The 15,842-nt window shown below is 67.7% G+C and carries 8 protein-coding genes; 5 read left to right on the top strand and 3 right to left on the bottom strand.

The features are described 5' to 3' along the window. Nucleotides 1-509 precede the first annotated feature (509 nt). The 3 genes from ABFX29_RS14285 to ABFX29_RS14275 all read right to left on the bottom strand — a co-directional run bounded on the left by ABFX29_RS14285 (nt 510) and on the right by ABFX29_RS14275 (nt 8,893). Nucleotides 510-3,233, bottom strand: a complete 2,724-nt coding sequence (locus ABFX29_RS14285; RefSeq protein ID WP_152228667.1) for a helix-turn-helix transcriptional regulator — start codon at nt 3,231-3,233, stop codon at nt 510-512. After that, nucleotides 3,233-6,019 carry a LuxR family transcriptional regulator gene (locus ABFX29_RS14280; protein WP_152228668.1) on the bottom strand — a complete coding sequence of 929 codons (2,787 nt, stop codon included), beginning with the start codon at nt 6,017-6,019 and terminating at the stop codon, nt 3,233-3,235. Before ABFX29_RS14280 ends, ABFX29_RS14285 begins: the two co-directional genes overlap by 1 nt. Before the next feature lie 177 nt (nt 6,020-6,196). Next, nucleotides 6,197-8,893, bottom strand: coding sequence for an AAA family ATPase (locus ABFX29_RS14275; protein WP_152228669.1), 2,697 nt, complete (start codon nt 8,891-8,893; stop codon nt 6,197-6,199). Between the two features lie 227 nt (nt 8,894-9,120). Here ABFX29_RS14275 and ABFX29_RS14270 point away from each other — a divergent pair, with 227 nt between their 5' ends. The 5 genes from ABFX29_RS14270 to ABFX29_RS14250 all read left to right on the top strand — a co-directional run bounded on the left by ABFX29_RS14270 (nt 9,121) and on the right by ABFX29_RS14250 (nt 15,838). After that, a complete protein-coding gene (locus ABFX29_RS14270; RefSeq protein ID WP_152228670.1) occupies nt 9,121-9,816 on the top strand; it encodes an acyltransferase in 696 nt (231 codons plus the stop codon). A 118-nt stretch (nt 9,817-9,934) separates the two neighbouring features. After that, nucleotides 9,935-12,661: a WecB/TagA/CpsF family glycosyltransferase gene (locus ABFX29_RS14265; RefSeq protein WP_152228671.1), complete on the top strand. Its 2,727-nt coding sequence runs from the start codon at nt 9,935-9,937 to the stop codon at nt 12,659-12,661. A gap of 331 nt (nt 12,662-12,992) precedes the next feature. Then, entirely contained in the window at nt 12,993-13,388 is a 396-nt protein-coding gene (locus tag ABFX29_RS14260) for a hypothetical protein (RefSeq protein WP_152228672.1), read from the top strand. Between the two features lie 6 nt (nt 13,389-13,394). Beyond that, the gene (locus tag ABFX29_RS14255; protein ID WP_246167582.1) at nt 13,395-14,759 is read left to right on the top strand and encodes an MFS transporter; all 1,365 of its coding nucleotides are present in this window, start codon (nt 13,395-13,397) and stop codon (nt 14,757-14,759) included. Next, nucleotides 14,699-15,838 carry a TolB family protein gene (locus ABFX29_RS14250; RefSeq protein WP_246167583.1) on the top strand — a complete coding sequence of 380 codons (1,140 nt, stop codon included), beginning with the start codon at nt 14,699-14,701 and terminating at the stop codon, nt 15,836-15,838. The genes ABFX29_RS14255 and ABFX29_RS14250 overlap by 61 nt, the downstream gene beginning before the upstream one ends. The last annotated feature ends 4 nt before the right edge of the window (nt 15,839-15,842 follow it).

Here is a 15,842-nt window from a genome sequence, read left to right as displayed (position 1 = left end):
GATCGGAAAAAATACCGGACCCTGGTTACTGACTGCACTGCGCATGTGAGACCTTCTTTGCACTTTCTTTCCTGCTGACCGGTCCTAGTGAATGCCACCCGCTGCCACCGCGCATCAGTAGGAAGCACTCACAAAAGCAGACTCCCCACTCGGGGGTTTCCTGCCGCTACCCGCCCAAGCTGCGCGTCCTACTTGCTCCGGCATTCCAGGGTGGACGCACCGGCTACTTGCCAACCGCTGGGCATGGAAAAGGGTGCCGACGGCGGCTGGGGAGGAACCTCGGTCTCAGAAGGCTCCGACGCCGCCGGCACCCGGTCTCCGCAGGTGAAGCTCCTGAGCTGCACCTGCACTGCCGGAACTTGAACCCGGCCACGTGAACGCTAGGAGCCTTATTCAGACAGGGCACCCGTAGCGCCTACGCGAGCGCTCCGTCCGGACACGTGGAAGAGGGAACGCAGTTACCCGCGCTCCCTCTCGTATCCCAGTGGAGCCCCGATTTGGGGTCTGCGTCACTTTGGCGTAGCAGCCTTCGGTTCAGCTTCCAGCGCCCGGTAAACGGCTTCCAGCTCTGTCCGCTTGCTGATGCCGAGCTTGACGTAGATGCGGTAGACGTGACCCTCGACCGTACGCTGGGAAAGCGTGAACTTCGCCGCGATGTCTTTGGTGCCGGCCCCCTCCAAAAGCAGTTCGACTATTTCATGCTCGCGCCTGGTCAGCCTCACCTGGTGCACGCTGGGGCTGAGGTATGACACGGTCACCCCTGCAAGTTCCTCGCGGCGCCGCCTCAGCTGCTGAATCAGCGCACGCTGGCGGCGCAGGTTGTTGTGCGCACCGTAGTAACGGATGGCATGGCCGATGCACTCCACGGCAACCAGGTACTTCCTGCGGCGCACTGCTTCGTCCGCTGCCGCGACCATCCGTTCGGGATTGTCCGCTGCGACGGCCGCAGCATAGGCATGGAGCGCCGCTGCTTCCCCGCCCTCGAACCCGCCGGTGAGGTCCATGAGTCGTTTTGCCTGCTTCAGGTCACCGACGGCGAGTGCCAGTTCCAGGATGTCCTTTTCTGCCGCGAACTGTCCCAGGGCCCGCGCTTCCTCGGCCAACGACCGCACCTGGGGCGGAGGCGGTTCTTCATTGCCCTGGGGAGCCATCGCGGCCGCAGCAAATGCGCGGGCAGCCAGTTCAAGTCCTTTCGGCCCCGAATAGCCCAGGCCCCTTAGCTCGCCTGCGAACCGGGCGGCCGGAGAATCGTCCTCCACCACAACTGCCGTATACCCGGCAATGGCCAGCGCGTAGGGAAGCAGTCTCTCCGGGTCCCTGAACCGAAGGGCGCCAATGGCAGGCTTCAGCCGGCGAAGACCTTTGCGGAACCGTCCCTGGTGGATCTCCAGGGCCCCCTCAAGCACGCCAATACTGCCACCGTACGCCAGCAGGCTATGGGGTGTTGCCCGCAGCTGCTCAGTGAGCAGCTCGCCAAGTTCTCCAAAGCTACCGCCGTGGAGCAGGGCGAAGGAGCGCCTGATCCACACGGTTCCCCGCACCCGGCATTGGGCATGTGGTTCAAGCGCCAGTTCCCGCTGTGCCTGGTCTGCAGCCTGCAGAGCCTCACGGATGGCGCCGGCGGCGGTATATCCCTCGCACACCAGCGAATAACCCAATGCCCTCAGCTCATGCTGCCCCGCCGTCCTCCCCTGGTTCACGGCGTCCGTGTCCAGCAGTTCCCTGGTGGCGGCAGGAGTCTCTCCCGGAACCAGCAGGTTTCCATCGGCGATCCGGGCCCAAAGCGCCAGCACGCTCTGTCCCGCTGCCATCCATCCTGCCCGTTCGTCTCCGGAATCCGGTCCCTTGAGCAGGGCTTCCCGCTCTGCCCACTCCCGTGCCAGGCCACGGAGCCGCTCTCCTGCGGATTCCGAGCAGGCCGCAAGCTGTGCCGAAGCCAGCACCGCCAGGTCCAGGGTTTCCGCATCCGCTGCTGCTCTAACGGCGTCTTCCAGGCCTGCCCTTGCCTCTGAGATATTTCCAAGCGTCAGCTGCGCCACAGCCGCTTCAATGCGGGCCCGGGCCGCCAAGGGCCCGGGCTGGACCGCCTGGGCAAGCCGCAGCGCCAGTTCGCCGTCGCCGTCGGCGTTTGCCGACCGCGCTGCCTGCAGCAATTCCAAACCCTCCGGCGCTTCACCGCAGTCCAGCGCCCATGCCGCGTAAAGGGTGTGGGAGTGGCGGAGCTTGGGCCCATCGCCCTTCATGAGCTGCCTGCGGATCTCCATGCTGCGTACCGGCGGCACGAGGGAGCGGATGGCGTGGGCATGAAGCGGCTGTGCCAGCTGCAGCTGATCCGCAGCTTCCGGAGCCTGGAGGAGGTATCCGTCGTCGACGAGTGCCTGCACGGACGCCGGATCCGCCACTGCCGTGAGTGCGGGCCGGGGCAGGACCCCGGCCAGGGCAACCGCCTCCAGCACCGCGCGCTCCCCGTCACTCCGGCTGGCCAGGAGCCGCTTGGCAAGGTCCTGAACCGTGGGTTCCAGCGCGCCGGGCAGCGCGCGCAAATACCATGAGCCGTTGCGCTGGAGCAGTTCGCCGCGTCTGCGTGCCCCGTCCAGCAGCGCCTTCGCGTACAGCGGGTTTCCCCCGGAAACGCGGGCCAGGACGGCACTGGAAGCACGAAGCACCGTCCCTCCCAGTTCCTGGACGCACAGGCGATGGATCATTTCACGCGAGAGCGGTTGGAGGTCCAGCCGCGAGAGCATGCCGTCCCGCGCCAGGGAAAGAAGTTCCTGGATGTTCGTGCTGCGGGCACGCGAGAGGACAAGCAGCCGCAGCTCCCCCGACATCGCCAGCTGGACCAGTACGTGGCTGGACGCCTCATCCAGATGATGGGCGTCCTCCACCACCAGGAGTGCCTGGGCATGTCCGGCTTCGGCACGGACGCGGAAGAACCGGCGGATGTTCCGGAGCACCACCAGCGGGGAATCCATGTCTTCAGCGAGCGCCCGTTCCATGAACGGAGTCAGTGCCCCGTAGGGGATCCGCGCCAGCACCGGGCTGCTGTGGATCCGGTAAGGCGTCACGATGCCTTCCAGCCGGCGCAGCACCTCCTCAGCGAGGGCGCTCTTGCCCATCCCTTCCGGCGCCAGCACGATCGAACCGCGGAGCATCGGGTCCAGGAGATGGTTCGAAACCTGCTCAGCTTCGGCGCTGAGCAGGATCTCCGGCGCCGCCGATGTCTGGTGCTGCATCACCGAACCCCCTGCACTGCAGTCGACTGGCTGGAACCGGGTGCCTGGTTTGCGCTCAGCAGCTTGGCCAGTTCCCTTCGGCTGCCCACATGCAGCTTTGAATAGATCTGGTACAGGTGCCCTTCTACGGTGCGTACTGAAATCGAGAGTTCAGCGGCAATCGTCTTGTTGCTGGTTCCGGCCGCCGCCTGCCGGGCGATCACCCGTTCCCGGGCCGTCAGTCCGCGCAGGCAGTCCTCGACTTCGGCGTCGCTCTCCGATTCTCCGGACTGGAGCCGGCGGGTGCGGTGGATGAAACGGACTGTTGCGCGGTCCCCCGCTCCAGCCGCGATGTGCAGGGCACGCTCCCCCGTTTCCCGGGACAGCAGTTCGTGCCCAAGGGCCGCAGCGGCATCGGCTGCCAGCAGCAGCAGCTGCGGATCGCGGCCTGCCGCACCCTTTGCATAGTCCTCGCACATCCGGGCGAAGCGCCCCTGGAGCCCCGACGCTACGTCCAGCAGCTGCTGGGCCTGGGCCAGGTCCCCGAGGCGGACGGCACTGAGCAGGCTCAGCACGGCGTAGGCACCGGCTCCGCGGTCCTCATCCCGGACTGCCAGTTCACCCAGCGCTTCGCCTGAATCCCCGGAACCCAGCAGGTTCCTGGCAAGGACGGCGAAGTGGGCTGCGGTGCGCTGCAGCGCCCACGACGGCGTGGCCGGAACAGAATCGGCAGTGCGCAGGTGCGCCTCGGCACGCTGATGCTGGCCCTGCAGCGCGGCGGCGTAAGCGGCGACGGCGCTGACTGTGTGAAGGAGGCCGCCGGGGTCGGAAATCCCGAGCTGCCTGGCGGCCGGAAGCAGCCGCGCAGTGGCAGCGGCTCCCCGCCCGGCGAAGGCGTGCAGGACACCTTCGCAGACTTCGTGGAGAGTTCCTCCGAAGCTTCCTGCTCCCTCTGTCCCCGCCCCCCGGGCAAGGAACTCGGCAGCGGTCTCGAGGGCACCGGCAACCATCAGGACGTGGAGTATCCGGGCCTGCGCCTGAGCGGCTTCCGCGGGGTCGAGGTCGGGCTCCTGTACGTCGGAAAGCAAAGGCCACAGCGCTGCGGCAAGCTCCAGCGCATCGGACTGACGGTCCGTCATGCCCCACGCAACGCAGAGCCATGACCCAACCAGGGCCCTGAAGCCCCTGCCGTTTTCATCCCCCCGTGCATAGACGCCGGACAGGAATGATGCTGCCTGCCCATACTGTCCGTGCTGGGCAAGGCACCGGGCCCGGGCCAAAACCAGTTCGCGCTCAAGCTGGGCGGACTCACCTCGGGCAAGTCCGTCGGCGGTGAGGGCCACAAGGATCCGTTCAGCTTCCTCAAGGCGGGCCGCGTGGCCTTCGGCTACCCCGGCGTTCACGAACTGCTGCTCGGCCATCCAGCGGCAGCCGGCAGCGGCTTCGACAATCAGCAGACGCACGGATTCGGGTGAATGGGCGCCGGATTCACCGAACTCACGGTGCCGGGCGATGACCTCGGAAGCGCCGGAGGCATTGCCTCCGGCCAAGAAAGCACGCGCCAGTTCCAGCACAGCAGCCCGCGAAGACAGATGGTTGGGGTCTGCCGTGATGAACTCCTGCGCTGCTCCCGGTTCTCCTTCGGCGTTCGCTTCCCGGCCGGCTGCCAGCGCCAGCTCGGCGGGCACCTTGGCCCCCGCGGAGAGCAGCCACGCGGCCGCGTGCGCCGGCCAGGAAACCACCGGATCCGGCGGGAGCTTCTCCAGCAGGTCGCGGCGCCGGCCTGCGTCGATCTGGCCTCTCAGGACCTTCCCGAGGCCAGGATCAACCAGAGACAGGGCGGGAGCTGTTCTGTGCTCAAGCTGCAGCAGCCCGGACTCCTGCAGGGCGTCCACCTGACGGCTCTCCACCCGCTCGAGGACCTGGCTGAGCGGCAGCGCACCTGCCAGCGCCAGCAGGTCCAGCAGGTCACGCTGGTCATCGGTAAGTCCCGCCAGTTTGGCGCCCATTACAGCGGCCAGCCGCGGGAAGGCGCTGTGGCGTCCGCGGTCCAGGACCCATACACCGTCGCCTGAGCGCACCCGGCCGCTCTCGCGGTAATCCGCCGCAGCGGCCAGCAGCATGCTGGGATTGCCGCCGCTGATCCTGGTCAGGTCTTCCGCAGCGGCCCGGCTCACCGGACCCCGCAGTTCCGCTTCCAGGAGATGGGCACATTCAGAGGGCAGCATCGGCTCCAGGTCCAGGCGGGTGAGGAGCCCCTCGCGCCAGAGTCCCATGAACTCTGCCGGTGCGGCACTGAAATCCCGGAAGGCTGCAAACATGTGGGCCGAACGGTTTACCACCATCTGGCTGAGCACCATGGCAGAGAACTCGTCAAGCTCCTCCGCGTTATCCACTGCCAGAATGACCGGCCGTCCCTGCGCCCGTTCACGGATCAGTTCCGTCAAACCCCGCAGGATGAGCACCGGATGTGAAGCGGTCTCCGGATCGAGTTCGGAGAGCATGAAGGTCAGGGCCCCGAACGCTGTCCTGCCGGCGAATGCCGACCCCCTGACGTTTACCGTGTAGGCCTCCTGCCCGTACAGCGCCAGCACGTGCCGCATGAGTGCGCTCTTACCGCTCCCGGCTTCGCCGATGATCAGGCATCCGGAAGCGGGCGAATCCGGGTTCAGGCAGCCGGCCATGGCCTGGACCAGTGCGGCACGGCCCAGGAACGGCGAGTCGTGTCCGTGCCGGACGGGGGCAGGGACCGTGCCGGCGGTACGCGCCACAAGTGAGTAGGCGCCGGACGAATGTTGCTTCTCCACTGTGAGACCTCTTCCTAGCAAACCGTCTATGCCCGCGGCAGCAGGCGTTCAACACACTAGGTAGGGGCTACGGCACCGGCCTGAGTAGCAATCACCAGTAATCAGCAGTACCTACTCGGGTTACACCGGTGTTATTCGGGATCGCTACTTGGTTCACGGGCTTGAGTGGCACAGACGCTACTTAAAGTACTGGCTCTGGTCCCTGTTCCGGCCCCCTTTGCCGTCACCGAGCAGGCGCCTCAGCTCCGCCCGCCCGGAGACATGGAGCTTCAGGAAAATTCGTCCGAGGTGCCAGTCCACCGTTCTCGGGGAGAGATGCAGCGCGCTTCCCAAACGGGCACTGCTGGCGCCGGAAGCAGCCCGGTGGGCCAGATCCCGTTCAAAGTCCGACAGTGTCCCCAGGCGGCTCTTCAGGCTGTTGGCGTCAGCCAGCATGCGGTAACACTCGTTCGCCACCATCCGGGCCTGCCGGCCCAGTTCACGCTGGTTAGCGGCCTCGGCTGCGTCCTGTGCAGCCAGGGCAGCCCGATAACCATGCAGGTAGAAGCCACGGGTGAGCAGCGCATCAGCCGCCCCATACAGATCCCGCGGCGCCTTCCCCACGAGGCCCTGGCCGAGGGCCTGCCACATGCGCGCAGAGGAGCCGTCCCCGGCGGCAGCCGTGGTTTGCAGCAGCGCGGCGGCCGACGCGTCGCCGGACAGGGCTGCAGCCGCCAGGCACAGGATGGCCGCAGGATAGTTGCCCCGGCCGGCAGCCCGGCGCCCCTCTGCGGCAAGCTCTGCGGACGGCTGCCCGTCGGCAGTGAAACGAAGTGCTGCGGCCCGTTGGAAATAGCGTGTCGCCGTGAGCACATGCGAGGCCGGCGCGGTCTTGAATTCCGGAACGGCGGCAAGGCATTCCGCCATCAGGTCCCATTCTCCCCGCTCCGCGTAGCAGTAGCCCATGGCTGCGAGCGCCAAGGGCAATAACCCGCCCCGGTCATCAACTTCCAGTTGGCGATGGGCCGGAAGCAGGCATTCCAGGGCAGCATCGGACCTGCCGCACAAAGCGTGGATTACTCCTGCCGGCAGTTCAGACCAGGCGCTCAGATGGGTTTCCAGGTAGCGGACCCTCCTGGCCTGGTCCAGCATCTGGAGTGCCTGCAGCGGCTCAGCGCACATTATGTAGGTGCACAGAATGCCGTTCAGGATTTCGGCACCGACGGTGGGTGGCAGCCCACGAGCCTGTTTCAGGCTTTCCCAGAGCCCCGACGCCTCCAGCAGGGCTTCCTGTGACCTGCCTTCCAGCGCCAGGATCTGGCACCGGCTGGCCCGTGCGGGCAGCAGTACGGCGGCAGGAACTGCCCAGTCGAGGCAGAGCGCCCCGAGCTCCGACGGGGCTAGCGCCGGATCGGACTCAAGCGCGGCAAAGGCGGCCCGGGCCGCAGTCACCTGGTGGATGGATTCGGTTCGGAAAGGTTCCTGCCGCGAGTGGGCAGCCGCTTCTGCCAGCCTCAGGGCTTCCGACGGCGACCGCCGGGGCGAGGGCACCGACCGGGCCACCATGGCCAGTTCCAGCAGGGCCGGCACCGTAGTGGAGGGATCGCCCAGGTCCAGGAGCTGCCGCAGCTCTGTTTCGGCGGACTGTATTTCCTGGAGGGCATGAAGGGCACGCGCGCGTTCAAGCTGGAGCCGGGGATGCGGTCCCGGAGCCTGGACGGCTGCGGCAATCCGCAGGGCCGCGGCCGGTTCCCCATCGCTGTTCGCGGATGCGCAGGCGCGGGCCGCAAGCTCGGCGCCGATGGGGCTGCCGGCTGCCGCCGCCCATAAAGCGAAGGCCCTGGCCGGGAGGTCCGGCCAGGTCTCAGGGTCAAGACCGGCGCCCCGCAGCTCCTGCCAGAGTTCGAAGAAGTGGCCCATGGGTACCCGCTCGGCGACCAGCCGGGCATAGAGCGGGTCACGGAGCAATACCGATCCCTCCCCGTGGCTGACAGTCAGCACACCCCGCTCTTCCAGTGCTTCGACGCCCTGGGCATCCGCTACGTCCAGCAGGGCGTGCAGCGGTATTCCGGGGCACAGCGACACCACATCCACAATCCGCTGTTCAGGACCGTCTATCTGCCGGTACCAGGATTCCAGCCAGTCCGAGATCTCCCCTCTGAAGGACAGCGGACCGGCGAGGGTCCAGATGCCGCTGCGTTCCCTCAAACGCCCCGCACTCACCTGGTCACGGCAGAGCAGCGAGGTAAAAAGCGGGTTTCCCCGTGTTTGGCGCCAAACAGCATGCGCCGCCAGGGCAGACAGCCTGCCTCCGGTGATCTCTTCCATGAGCGCGAGGGAACCTGCCGGATCCAGCGGACCCAGGTCAATCCTGCGAATCATTCCCTCGGACCACAGCCGCACCAGTTCATCGCCGCAGCGCAGCAGGTCAGGCGTAGTGGCGATCATGGCAGTGGCGGACTGACGCATCAGCTGGACGATGGCCGTCTGGCTCAGCGCATCAAGTTCATGCAGGTTGTCCACTACCAGCAGGGTCTGCCGTCCGCCTGCCCGCGCCGTGAGGTGTGTCCGCAGAGCGCGCAGGACGAGCACCGGATTATCCAGCGGAGTCTCTGGCATTTCGCTGAGCACCCAGGCCAGCGCCCCGTAAGCCGTTCCGGCGGAGAAACTGCTGCCGCGCACATGCACTACGTGATAGTCCTGCCCAGTGGCCCTGGCCGCGGCATTGGCCAGGGCGGTCTTCCCGATCCCCTCGGGGCCAACGATTACTGCGCCGCCGTTGGACTCGATCGCGGCAACCGCTGAACTAAGTTCCTCGGACCTTCCGACCAGCCTGGGCTGTGTCCCGGCGGCCGCACGGACGCGGTAGAACTGTGGGGGTGGTGCAGCGCGCATGTGATTCCTGCCTCAAGTTGGTAGGCCCGGGACCGAGCGTAGATACAGGCATTCGCGGCGCCAACACGTAGTCGGTACTGGCTTTGGACCACTTGCTCCCGGCCTGCCGGCGCACCCGGCGCCGTGACTACTTGGAACGGAAAGCCTCCTACCCGGACCATGCAGGCAGCGGTAGGGTGTGGCAGGCGCGGCGGACACGCTGTCCGCACGGAGGAAGGGGAACCGGTATGAACGGCATGATCGAGGCGTCGGCAGATGTGTCCGCTACTGCAGCCGTGGGCAGCGGGACGTTTGTCTGGCATCTGGCCCAGGTACGGGAAAACGCTGCGATCGGAGCGGACTGCGTCATCGGCAGGGGTGCCTACATAGGCCCGGGTGTCCGAATTGGAGACAACTGCAAGATCCAGAACCACGCCCTGGTCTATGAGCCGGCAGTCCTGGGCAACGGGGTCTTTGTAGGTCCAGCCGTGGTCTTCACCAACGACACCTATCCCCGCGCGGTGAACCCGGACGGTTCCCTCAAGACCGCCCGTGACTGGACGCCCGCAGGGGTCGAGGTGGAAGAGGGCGCCTCAATCGGCGCCAGGGCGGTCTGTATAGCACCTGTGCGGATCGGGCCTTGGGCAACGGTTGCAGCCGGGGCTGTGGTGACCCGGGACGTTCCTGCCTACGCGGTGGTCGCCGGGGTCCCGGCACGGCAGGTGGGATGGGTTGGCCCTGCGGGACACCCCCTGACAGCCGGCCCGGGCCTGGACGAGTGGCGCTGCCCGGTTACCGACGCCGTCTTCCGAGTTGCCGAAGATGGAGGGCTGGTTCCTTCCCCAGCTGTTCACAGGACGAAACGAGGGCCCGGGGCTGAGACCGTTTGGGCGGATAATCCCGGGATCGTGCCTGACCAAATCCACAGCCCGGGTACGGCCTAGCAGAATTACCTGCCGCTGCTGGTCCTGCCCGCGCAGAGACCAGTAATCGATACCCAATGCCCCTTTTGCGCTCCCTCATATTGTCGCTGGCGGTAGCAACGAGGTTGAGGAGAGGGACTTGGTACAACTAGGCAGTGACCCGGGCACCGCGGCGCCCGCACGGTATGAATCCAACTCCAACCGCATCAGCACCGAGCTGGTCCTTGCGGGCGTCCGCGTTGACCTGCTGGCCGCAGCCCAGGCGCTCAGCGCCATAACGCAGCGCGCGCAAACCGCTTCAGGCCCGCCCCTGGCCGTGGCATCGGTGAACCTGGACCACCTGCACTACTTCGGCAGCGGCGGCCGGTGGGCGGGCGCGCTGGGCGGCCGCGGACGTTCCGGGCCTGTCCAGTGGCTGAACCTGGTGGACGGAGCCCCGGTCGCCGCACGGGCCAGCACCATCACCGGGCAGCAGTGGCCCCGCCTTGCCGGCAGCGACCTCATCAATCCGCTCCTGGACCGCTGCGAGGAGCTCGGGCTCAGCGTCGGTTTCCTCGGCGGGGCACCCCAGACCCACCAGCGGATCCTGCAGATACTGCCCCGGCTGCGCCCGAAGCTGCACATAGCCGGGTGCTGGGCACCCGAACGCGCCCTGCTGGGCAACCCTGCCGCCAACCTGGCGCTGACCGCAGAGATAGCCCGGGCCCGGGTGGACGTACTGGTTGTGGGCCTGGGCAAGCCGCGGCAGGAACTGTGGATCGCGGAGCATGGTGCAGCTACCGGAGCCGCGGTGCTGCTGGCCTTCGGCGCAGTGGTGGATTTCCTTGCCGGACGTATCCGGCGCGCACCGGACTGGGCCAGCGCAAACAGCCTTGAGTGGGCTTGGCGGCTGGCGCTGGAACCGCGCCGGCTGGCACGGCGCTACCTGCTTCAGGGTCCCCCGGCCTATCTGCGGCTTCAGCGCCCCGCGGGTGAGGCCGCCCCTGCCGTGCCGGTGCGCGATGTACCCCCTCCCGCAGCTCCGTCTCCGTCGCCCGTCCGTGGTTGTTTTATGCCCCCGGGCGGATACGCCGACGTGTGTGTGCTCGCCGTAACCCACAACAACGCCGATGACATACCGGAGCTCCTGGCCTCCCTGCGCGCCGAAACCGACGACCTCGCCATCCGCGTGGTCGTGGCGGATAACTCCTCTGAGGATTCCACCGTGTCCGCGGTGTCGGCCCATTCCGACGTTCTGCTCGTGGAAACGGGGGGAAACCTTGGTTATGCCGGAGGGATCAACGCCGCAGCACGGCTTGCCGGAGACGCCGGAGCGGTCCTGGTCCTCAACCCCGACCTCCGGGTCCGCCGCGGGGCGCTCGCAGCCATGCTGGAGCGGCTGCAGCAGCCCGGCACCGGCATTGTGGTGCCACTGCTCGCCGACGAGGATGGCAGCACCTATCACTCCCTCCGCCGGGAACCGAGTATTCTGCGTGCCCTCGGTGACGCCCTGGCCGGACGCCGGCTTTCCCGGCGGCCGGGCTGGCTCTCGGAGATTGAGTACGACCCCGAAGCCTACATGTACGCCCACCCGGTGGATTGGGCGACCGGGGCGGCCCTCCTCGTGGACATGCCCCTGGCACGCAGGCTTGGAGACTGGAATGAGTCGTTTTTCCTGTACTCCGAAGAGACGGAGTACTTCCGCCGCGCACGCCGATCAGGTGCGCAGGTGTGGTTCGAACCGGCTGCCGCCATGGTCCACAGGCGGGGCGGCTCCGGCCAGTCCGAGGACCTGGCCGCACTGATGGCTGTAAACCGGGTTCGATATGCCCAGCTGCACCGTCGGCGCAGCTATGTGGCGGCATTCCGTGCCGCAGTGCTGCTCTCCGAAGTGCTGCGGACCGGAAGGGCCGGGCACCGCAGAGCGGTACCGGCCCTTCTGCTCGCGGACAGGCGAAGCAGGCTTCCCCGCGCACAGCATCCCCCGGATGCGGGAACGGGCAGGGACGCCGCAGAGCGGGCAGGGACCGGCTCGTCCCCCGCACCGTTTCCCCAGGGAACAGTCATCATTCCCTGCCACAACGAGGAACTGGTCATTGGCCAGACCCTGGACGCGCTGGGCCCGGCGGTGGCCGCCGGAACGGAAGTGATCGTAGTCTGCAACGGATGCACCGACGGCTCTGCCCGCCAGGCCCGGGAGCGGGCAGGGGTCCGGGTGCTCGAACTTGACGAGGCGTCCAAGACTGCCGCGATCAACGCCGGTAATGCCGCAGCCTCCTTCTGGCCGCGCCTTTACCTGGACGCGGATATCCGGGTACGCCCGGAGACGCTCAGGGCCATCTTCGAGGCGCTGGGAGCCGGTTCCATCGCAGTGCGGCCGGCGGTTGAGTACGACCTCGACGGTGCCGGCCTGCTGATCAGGTCCTACTACCGGGCACGGCGCAACCTGCCCGCGGCCGGTCAGGCACTTTGGGGGGCCGGAGCCTACGCTCTCAGTGCCGTGGCCGGGGAAAGGCTGGGGCAGCTGCCCGCCGTCGTCGCCGATGACCTCTATGTGGAGCGCTTCTTCCCCGCTGAGGAGAAAAGCGTGCTGGACTGCCCACCAGTGCTGGTGCGGCTGCCCCGGGACGTTCCGGGCCTCCTTGCCGTCCTGAGGCGCACTTACCGCGGCAATGCCGAACAGGGTGCCCTGTCCAGCACCTTCCGTTCGAGTGCTGCCGGGGTCCTGGGCAGTGTCCGGGGCCCGCGCAGTGCCTTCGACGCCGCGGTGTACACCGCTTTCACCCTTGCCGGCCGCAGGCTCGCAGCGTCGTCCCGGCCGGGCAGTGCATGGGAGCGGGACGAAAGCACCCGCACCGGACGGCAGCAGCGGACCGTTGCGTCCTGAGACTTTGCGCCGCGGAACGTCACTGCCCGGGGGGAAGCGGCCCCGGCGGGCCGGCGGGCGGACCGCAGTGATCCTGGGGCTTGCGCTATCCGTGCTGCTGCTTGCCTCAGGAGCGATGCTGTCCCGGCTTCCCGGCGGCGGCGGAGCGGTTCCGGTCCCCGCGTACCCGCAGGCCGCCGCAACGCCTGTCTCAGAAGGGCCGGCAGCGCCGGGAGGACCGGCTCCGCAGCGGACTGCCGCTGTGCCGAATTCCCTTCCCCCGGCTCCGGCACCGGATCCCGGCCGCCCATTGGAAGTGCCTCCCGGCGCGGCGGGGCCCGCAGGGGGGCCGTTGCCTGCCTCGCGCGAACTGCCCAAACCGGACACCCTGCTGTCCCTTCCGCTGCCGCCCGCGGACTCCGCCCAGGGGCGCCTCGTACATAACTTCCCCGGGACCCTGGTGCCGCCGGCACCGGCGTCGACCATCATCTCTTCATCTGTGGCCTCCTCGGGCAACACGCTCCAGGCAGGGTTAAACGGCACGGGCGAAGCCGCAGCCGTACTGGCCTTTTACGCTGACCACTTCGGTGCCCTGGGATTCCATGCCGGTTCCATCGAAGCTGCCGGCGGAACCACCACGGCTTCCTGGTCCTACGGCAACAGCTCGGTCACCGTAATCACCGGGGCCGCCGCGTCAGGGGCCGGGCCGGGGTACTTTGTCTTCGCCGTCCTGCGGGCCAGCCGGTAGAAGCCGATGTACCTGTCACTGGCCGATCAGCGAGCACGCCGCAGGGGCCGCCAAACCTCCGCCGCCGTGCCCTTCCGGCTCTCTCCCGTGATCATCTGGCTGGGCATCGTCAGTATGCTCACTGACATTTCCTCCGAAGCCGCAGCTGCGGTGCTGCCGGTGTACCTAACAGGCGCGCTCGGTCTTTCAATCCTTGCGTACGGTTTCCTGGACGGACTGCAGCAGGGCGTCAGCGCAGTGGTCCGGATTGCTGCGGGCTGGACCTCTGACGCGGTGGACCGGCCCAAGTGGGTGGCTGCGGCCGGCTATGGGCTGTCCGTGGCAGCGCGGGCAGGACTGCTTTTTTCCGTTTCAGTGGGCGCGGTGGCCTCCGTCATCGCTGTGGACCGGATCGGCAAGGGTATCCGGACCGCACCGCGGGACGCGCTGATCACCGCCGCGGCGCAGCCGGAGCACCTGGCCCGTTCCTTCGGCGTCCACCGGATGCTGGACACGATTGGTGCCACTGCCGGACCGCTCCTGGCCTTCGGGGTGCTCCTGCTGATACCGCAGGGATACACCACGGTGTTCGTGTTCTCTCTGGGCGCTGCGGTACTGGGGGCAGCAGTGCTGGTTCTGCTGGTACCAAACCTGCGGTCCAATTCTGGCCGGGCCACCGCCGGCGCCGGGACACAGGCCGGCACACGAAGTCAGGCCGGCTCAGGACCCCAGGCCAGCCCAGGAACCCCCGCCCGCACGGTGCGGCGGCCCGGGGACCGGCAGGGCAGGCGCAGATCCCTGCGGTCCCTGGACACGCCTCTTGTCCGGCGCCTGCTGCTGGCGGCGGGCCTTCTTTCCGTGCTGAGCGTGGGTGACGGGTTCCTCTATCTGCTCCTGCTGACCTCCGGAGGCTTCAACCCGGTGTGGTTCCCGCTGCTGTTCGTCGGAACCAACGCTGCATATCTGCTTCTCGCCGTCCCGTGCGGGCGGGCGGCCGACCGGTGGGGAAGGCACCGCGTCTTCCTGCTGGGCCATGCGGGCCTGCTCGCCGCCTATGTATGCGCCGGATTCGGCGGACCGGCGGCCACTGTCGCTTGCCTGCTGGCCCTCGGAGCGTTCTATGCGGCAACCGACGGGGTCCTTGCTGCCCTGATGGGCGGCCTGGTGCCCGAACGCATCCGCGCCACGGGAATTGCTGCGGCCCAAACTGTGGTCGCCCTGGGCAGGCTGGTGGCATCGAGCATTTTCGGGGTCCTCTGGTACAGCCTCGGACCGCAGACAGCCCTTTGGGCAACGGCGGGAGCCCTGGCCCTGGCCCTGCCTGCCGCGGCGTGGCTGATACGTTCAGCATCCCAACGGCCGATACCCGCGGGCGGGGCGGCGGCGCATTGATACCGCAGGGTTCCGCTCCCCCGCCGCCTTCCGGGACGAGCGGCCCGTCGTCGGAGCTTCCTGCGCAGTCCCCGGTCCGCTGGCGGATCCTCGCGGTGGTGACTGCCGCCGTCGTTGCCGGCAGCGCCCTCTACGGATTCGCCGCATTCCAGGATTACCGCGAGCGCTCGTCCGGGGAACCACAGGTGGCAGTGCAGACATCCAGCCCGACGCCGGAGGGAACTCATCTGGTGTTCCGCAATACGGCGGCCGGCGCCGGGTACGGGCACATCGCCACGGTGCCCGTCACTAACCCCGCTGGTCCGCGGCGGATCGAGGAAGCGGTTTGTGAGCGGATCCATGCGGCAGGCCCGGTGCGTTCCTGCCTGCAGGCCACAGCCGGTGTCCTGACCACGTTCTCCGACGTCGTCCTCGACGCCGGTGGCGGCACCCTTGCCTCCTGGCCGCTGGCAGGAATCCCCAGCCGTACCAGGGTGTCTCCAGACGGCGTCTTCGTCGCCTCCACCGCGTTCGTGACCGGACATTCCTACGCAGGAGGCGGCTTCTCCACCGAAACCCGGATCACTTCAGTGGACGGCACACAGTACGGCAACATCCAAGACTTCACCCTTATGGTCGACGGCGAAGAAGTCACCGCCGCGGACCGCAACATCTGGGGCGTCACGTTCGGTTCGGACGGAGATACCTTTTATGCCACGGCGGCCAGCGGTTCTTCCACCTGGCTGGTCCGCGGCAGCCTCTCAGCGCGAACCCTCACCGCGCTGAGGGACGGGGTGGAGTGTCCCTCGCTCTCCCCGGACGGCGAATGGATAGCTTTCAAGAAGGAAGTCTCCGGGACCGCCGCACCCCACTGGCGGATCGCGGTGCTCCGGCTGGATACCCTCAGCGAGACGGTCCTGACCGAAACACGCAGTGTTGATGACCAGGTTGAGTGGCTGGATGAGGACACGGTGCTCTACGGGCTGCCGCGGGACGGAGCTCCCGGCAGCGCTGACATCTGGGCATTGGAGAGGACCGGCGGGGAACCGTACCTGTTCATCGAACAGGCCTGGTCCCCCGCCGTCGTCCGGGAACCCTAAGCGG

Source organism: Arthrobacter gandavensis, from assembly GCF_039528575.1.
GTDB classification, from domain to species: domain Bacteria; phylum Actinomycetota; class Actinomycetes; order Actinomycetales; family Micrococcaceae; genus Arthrobacter_B; species Arthrobacter_B citreus_B.
Note: the sequence above shows the minus strand (reverse complement) of the source record. Positions and strands in the feature narration are given on the sequence as shown.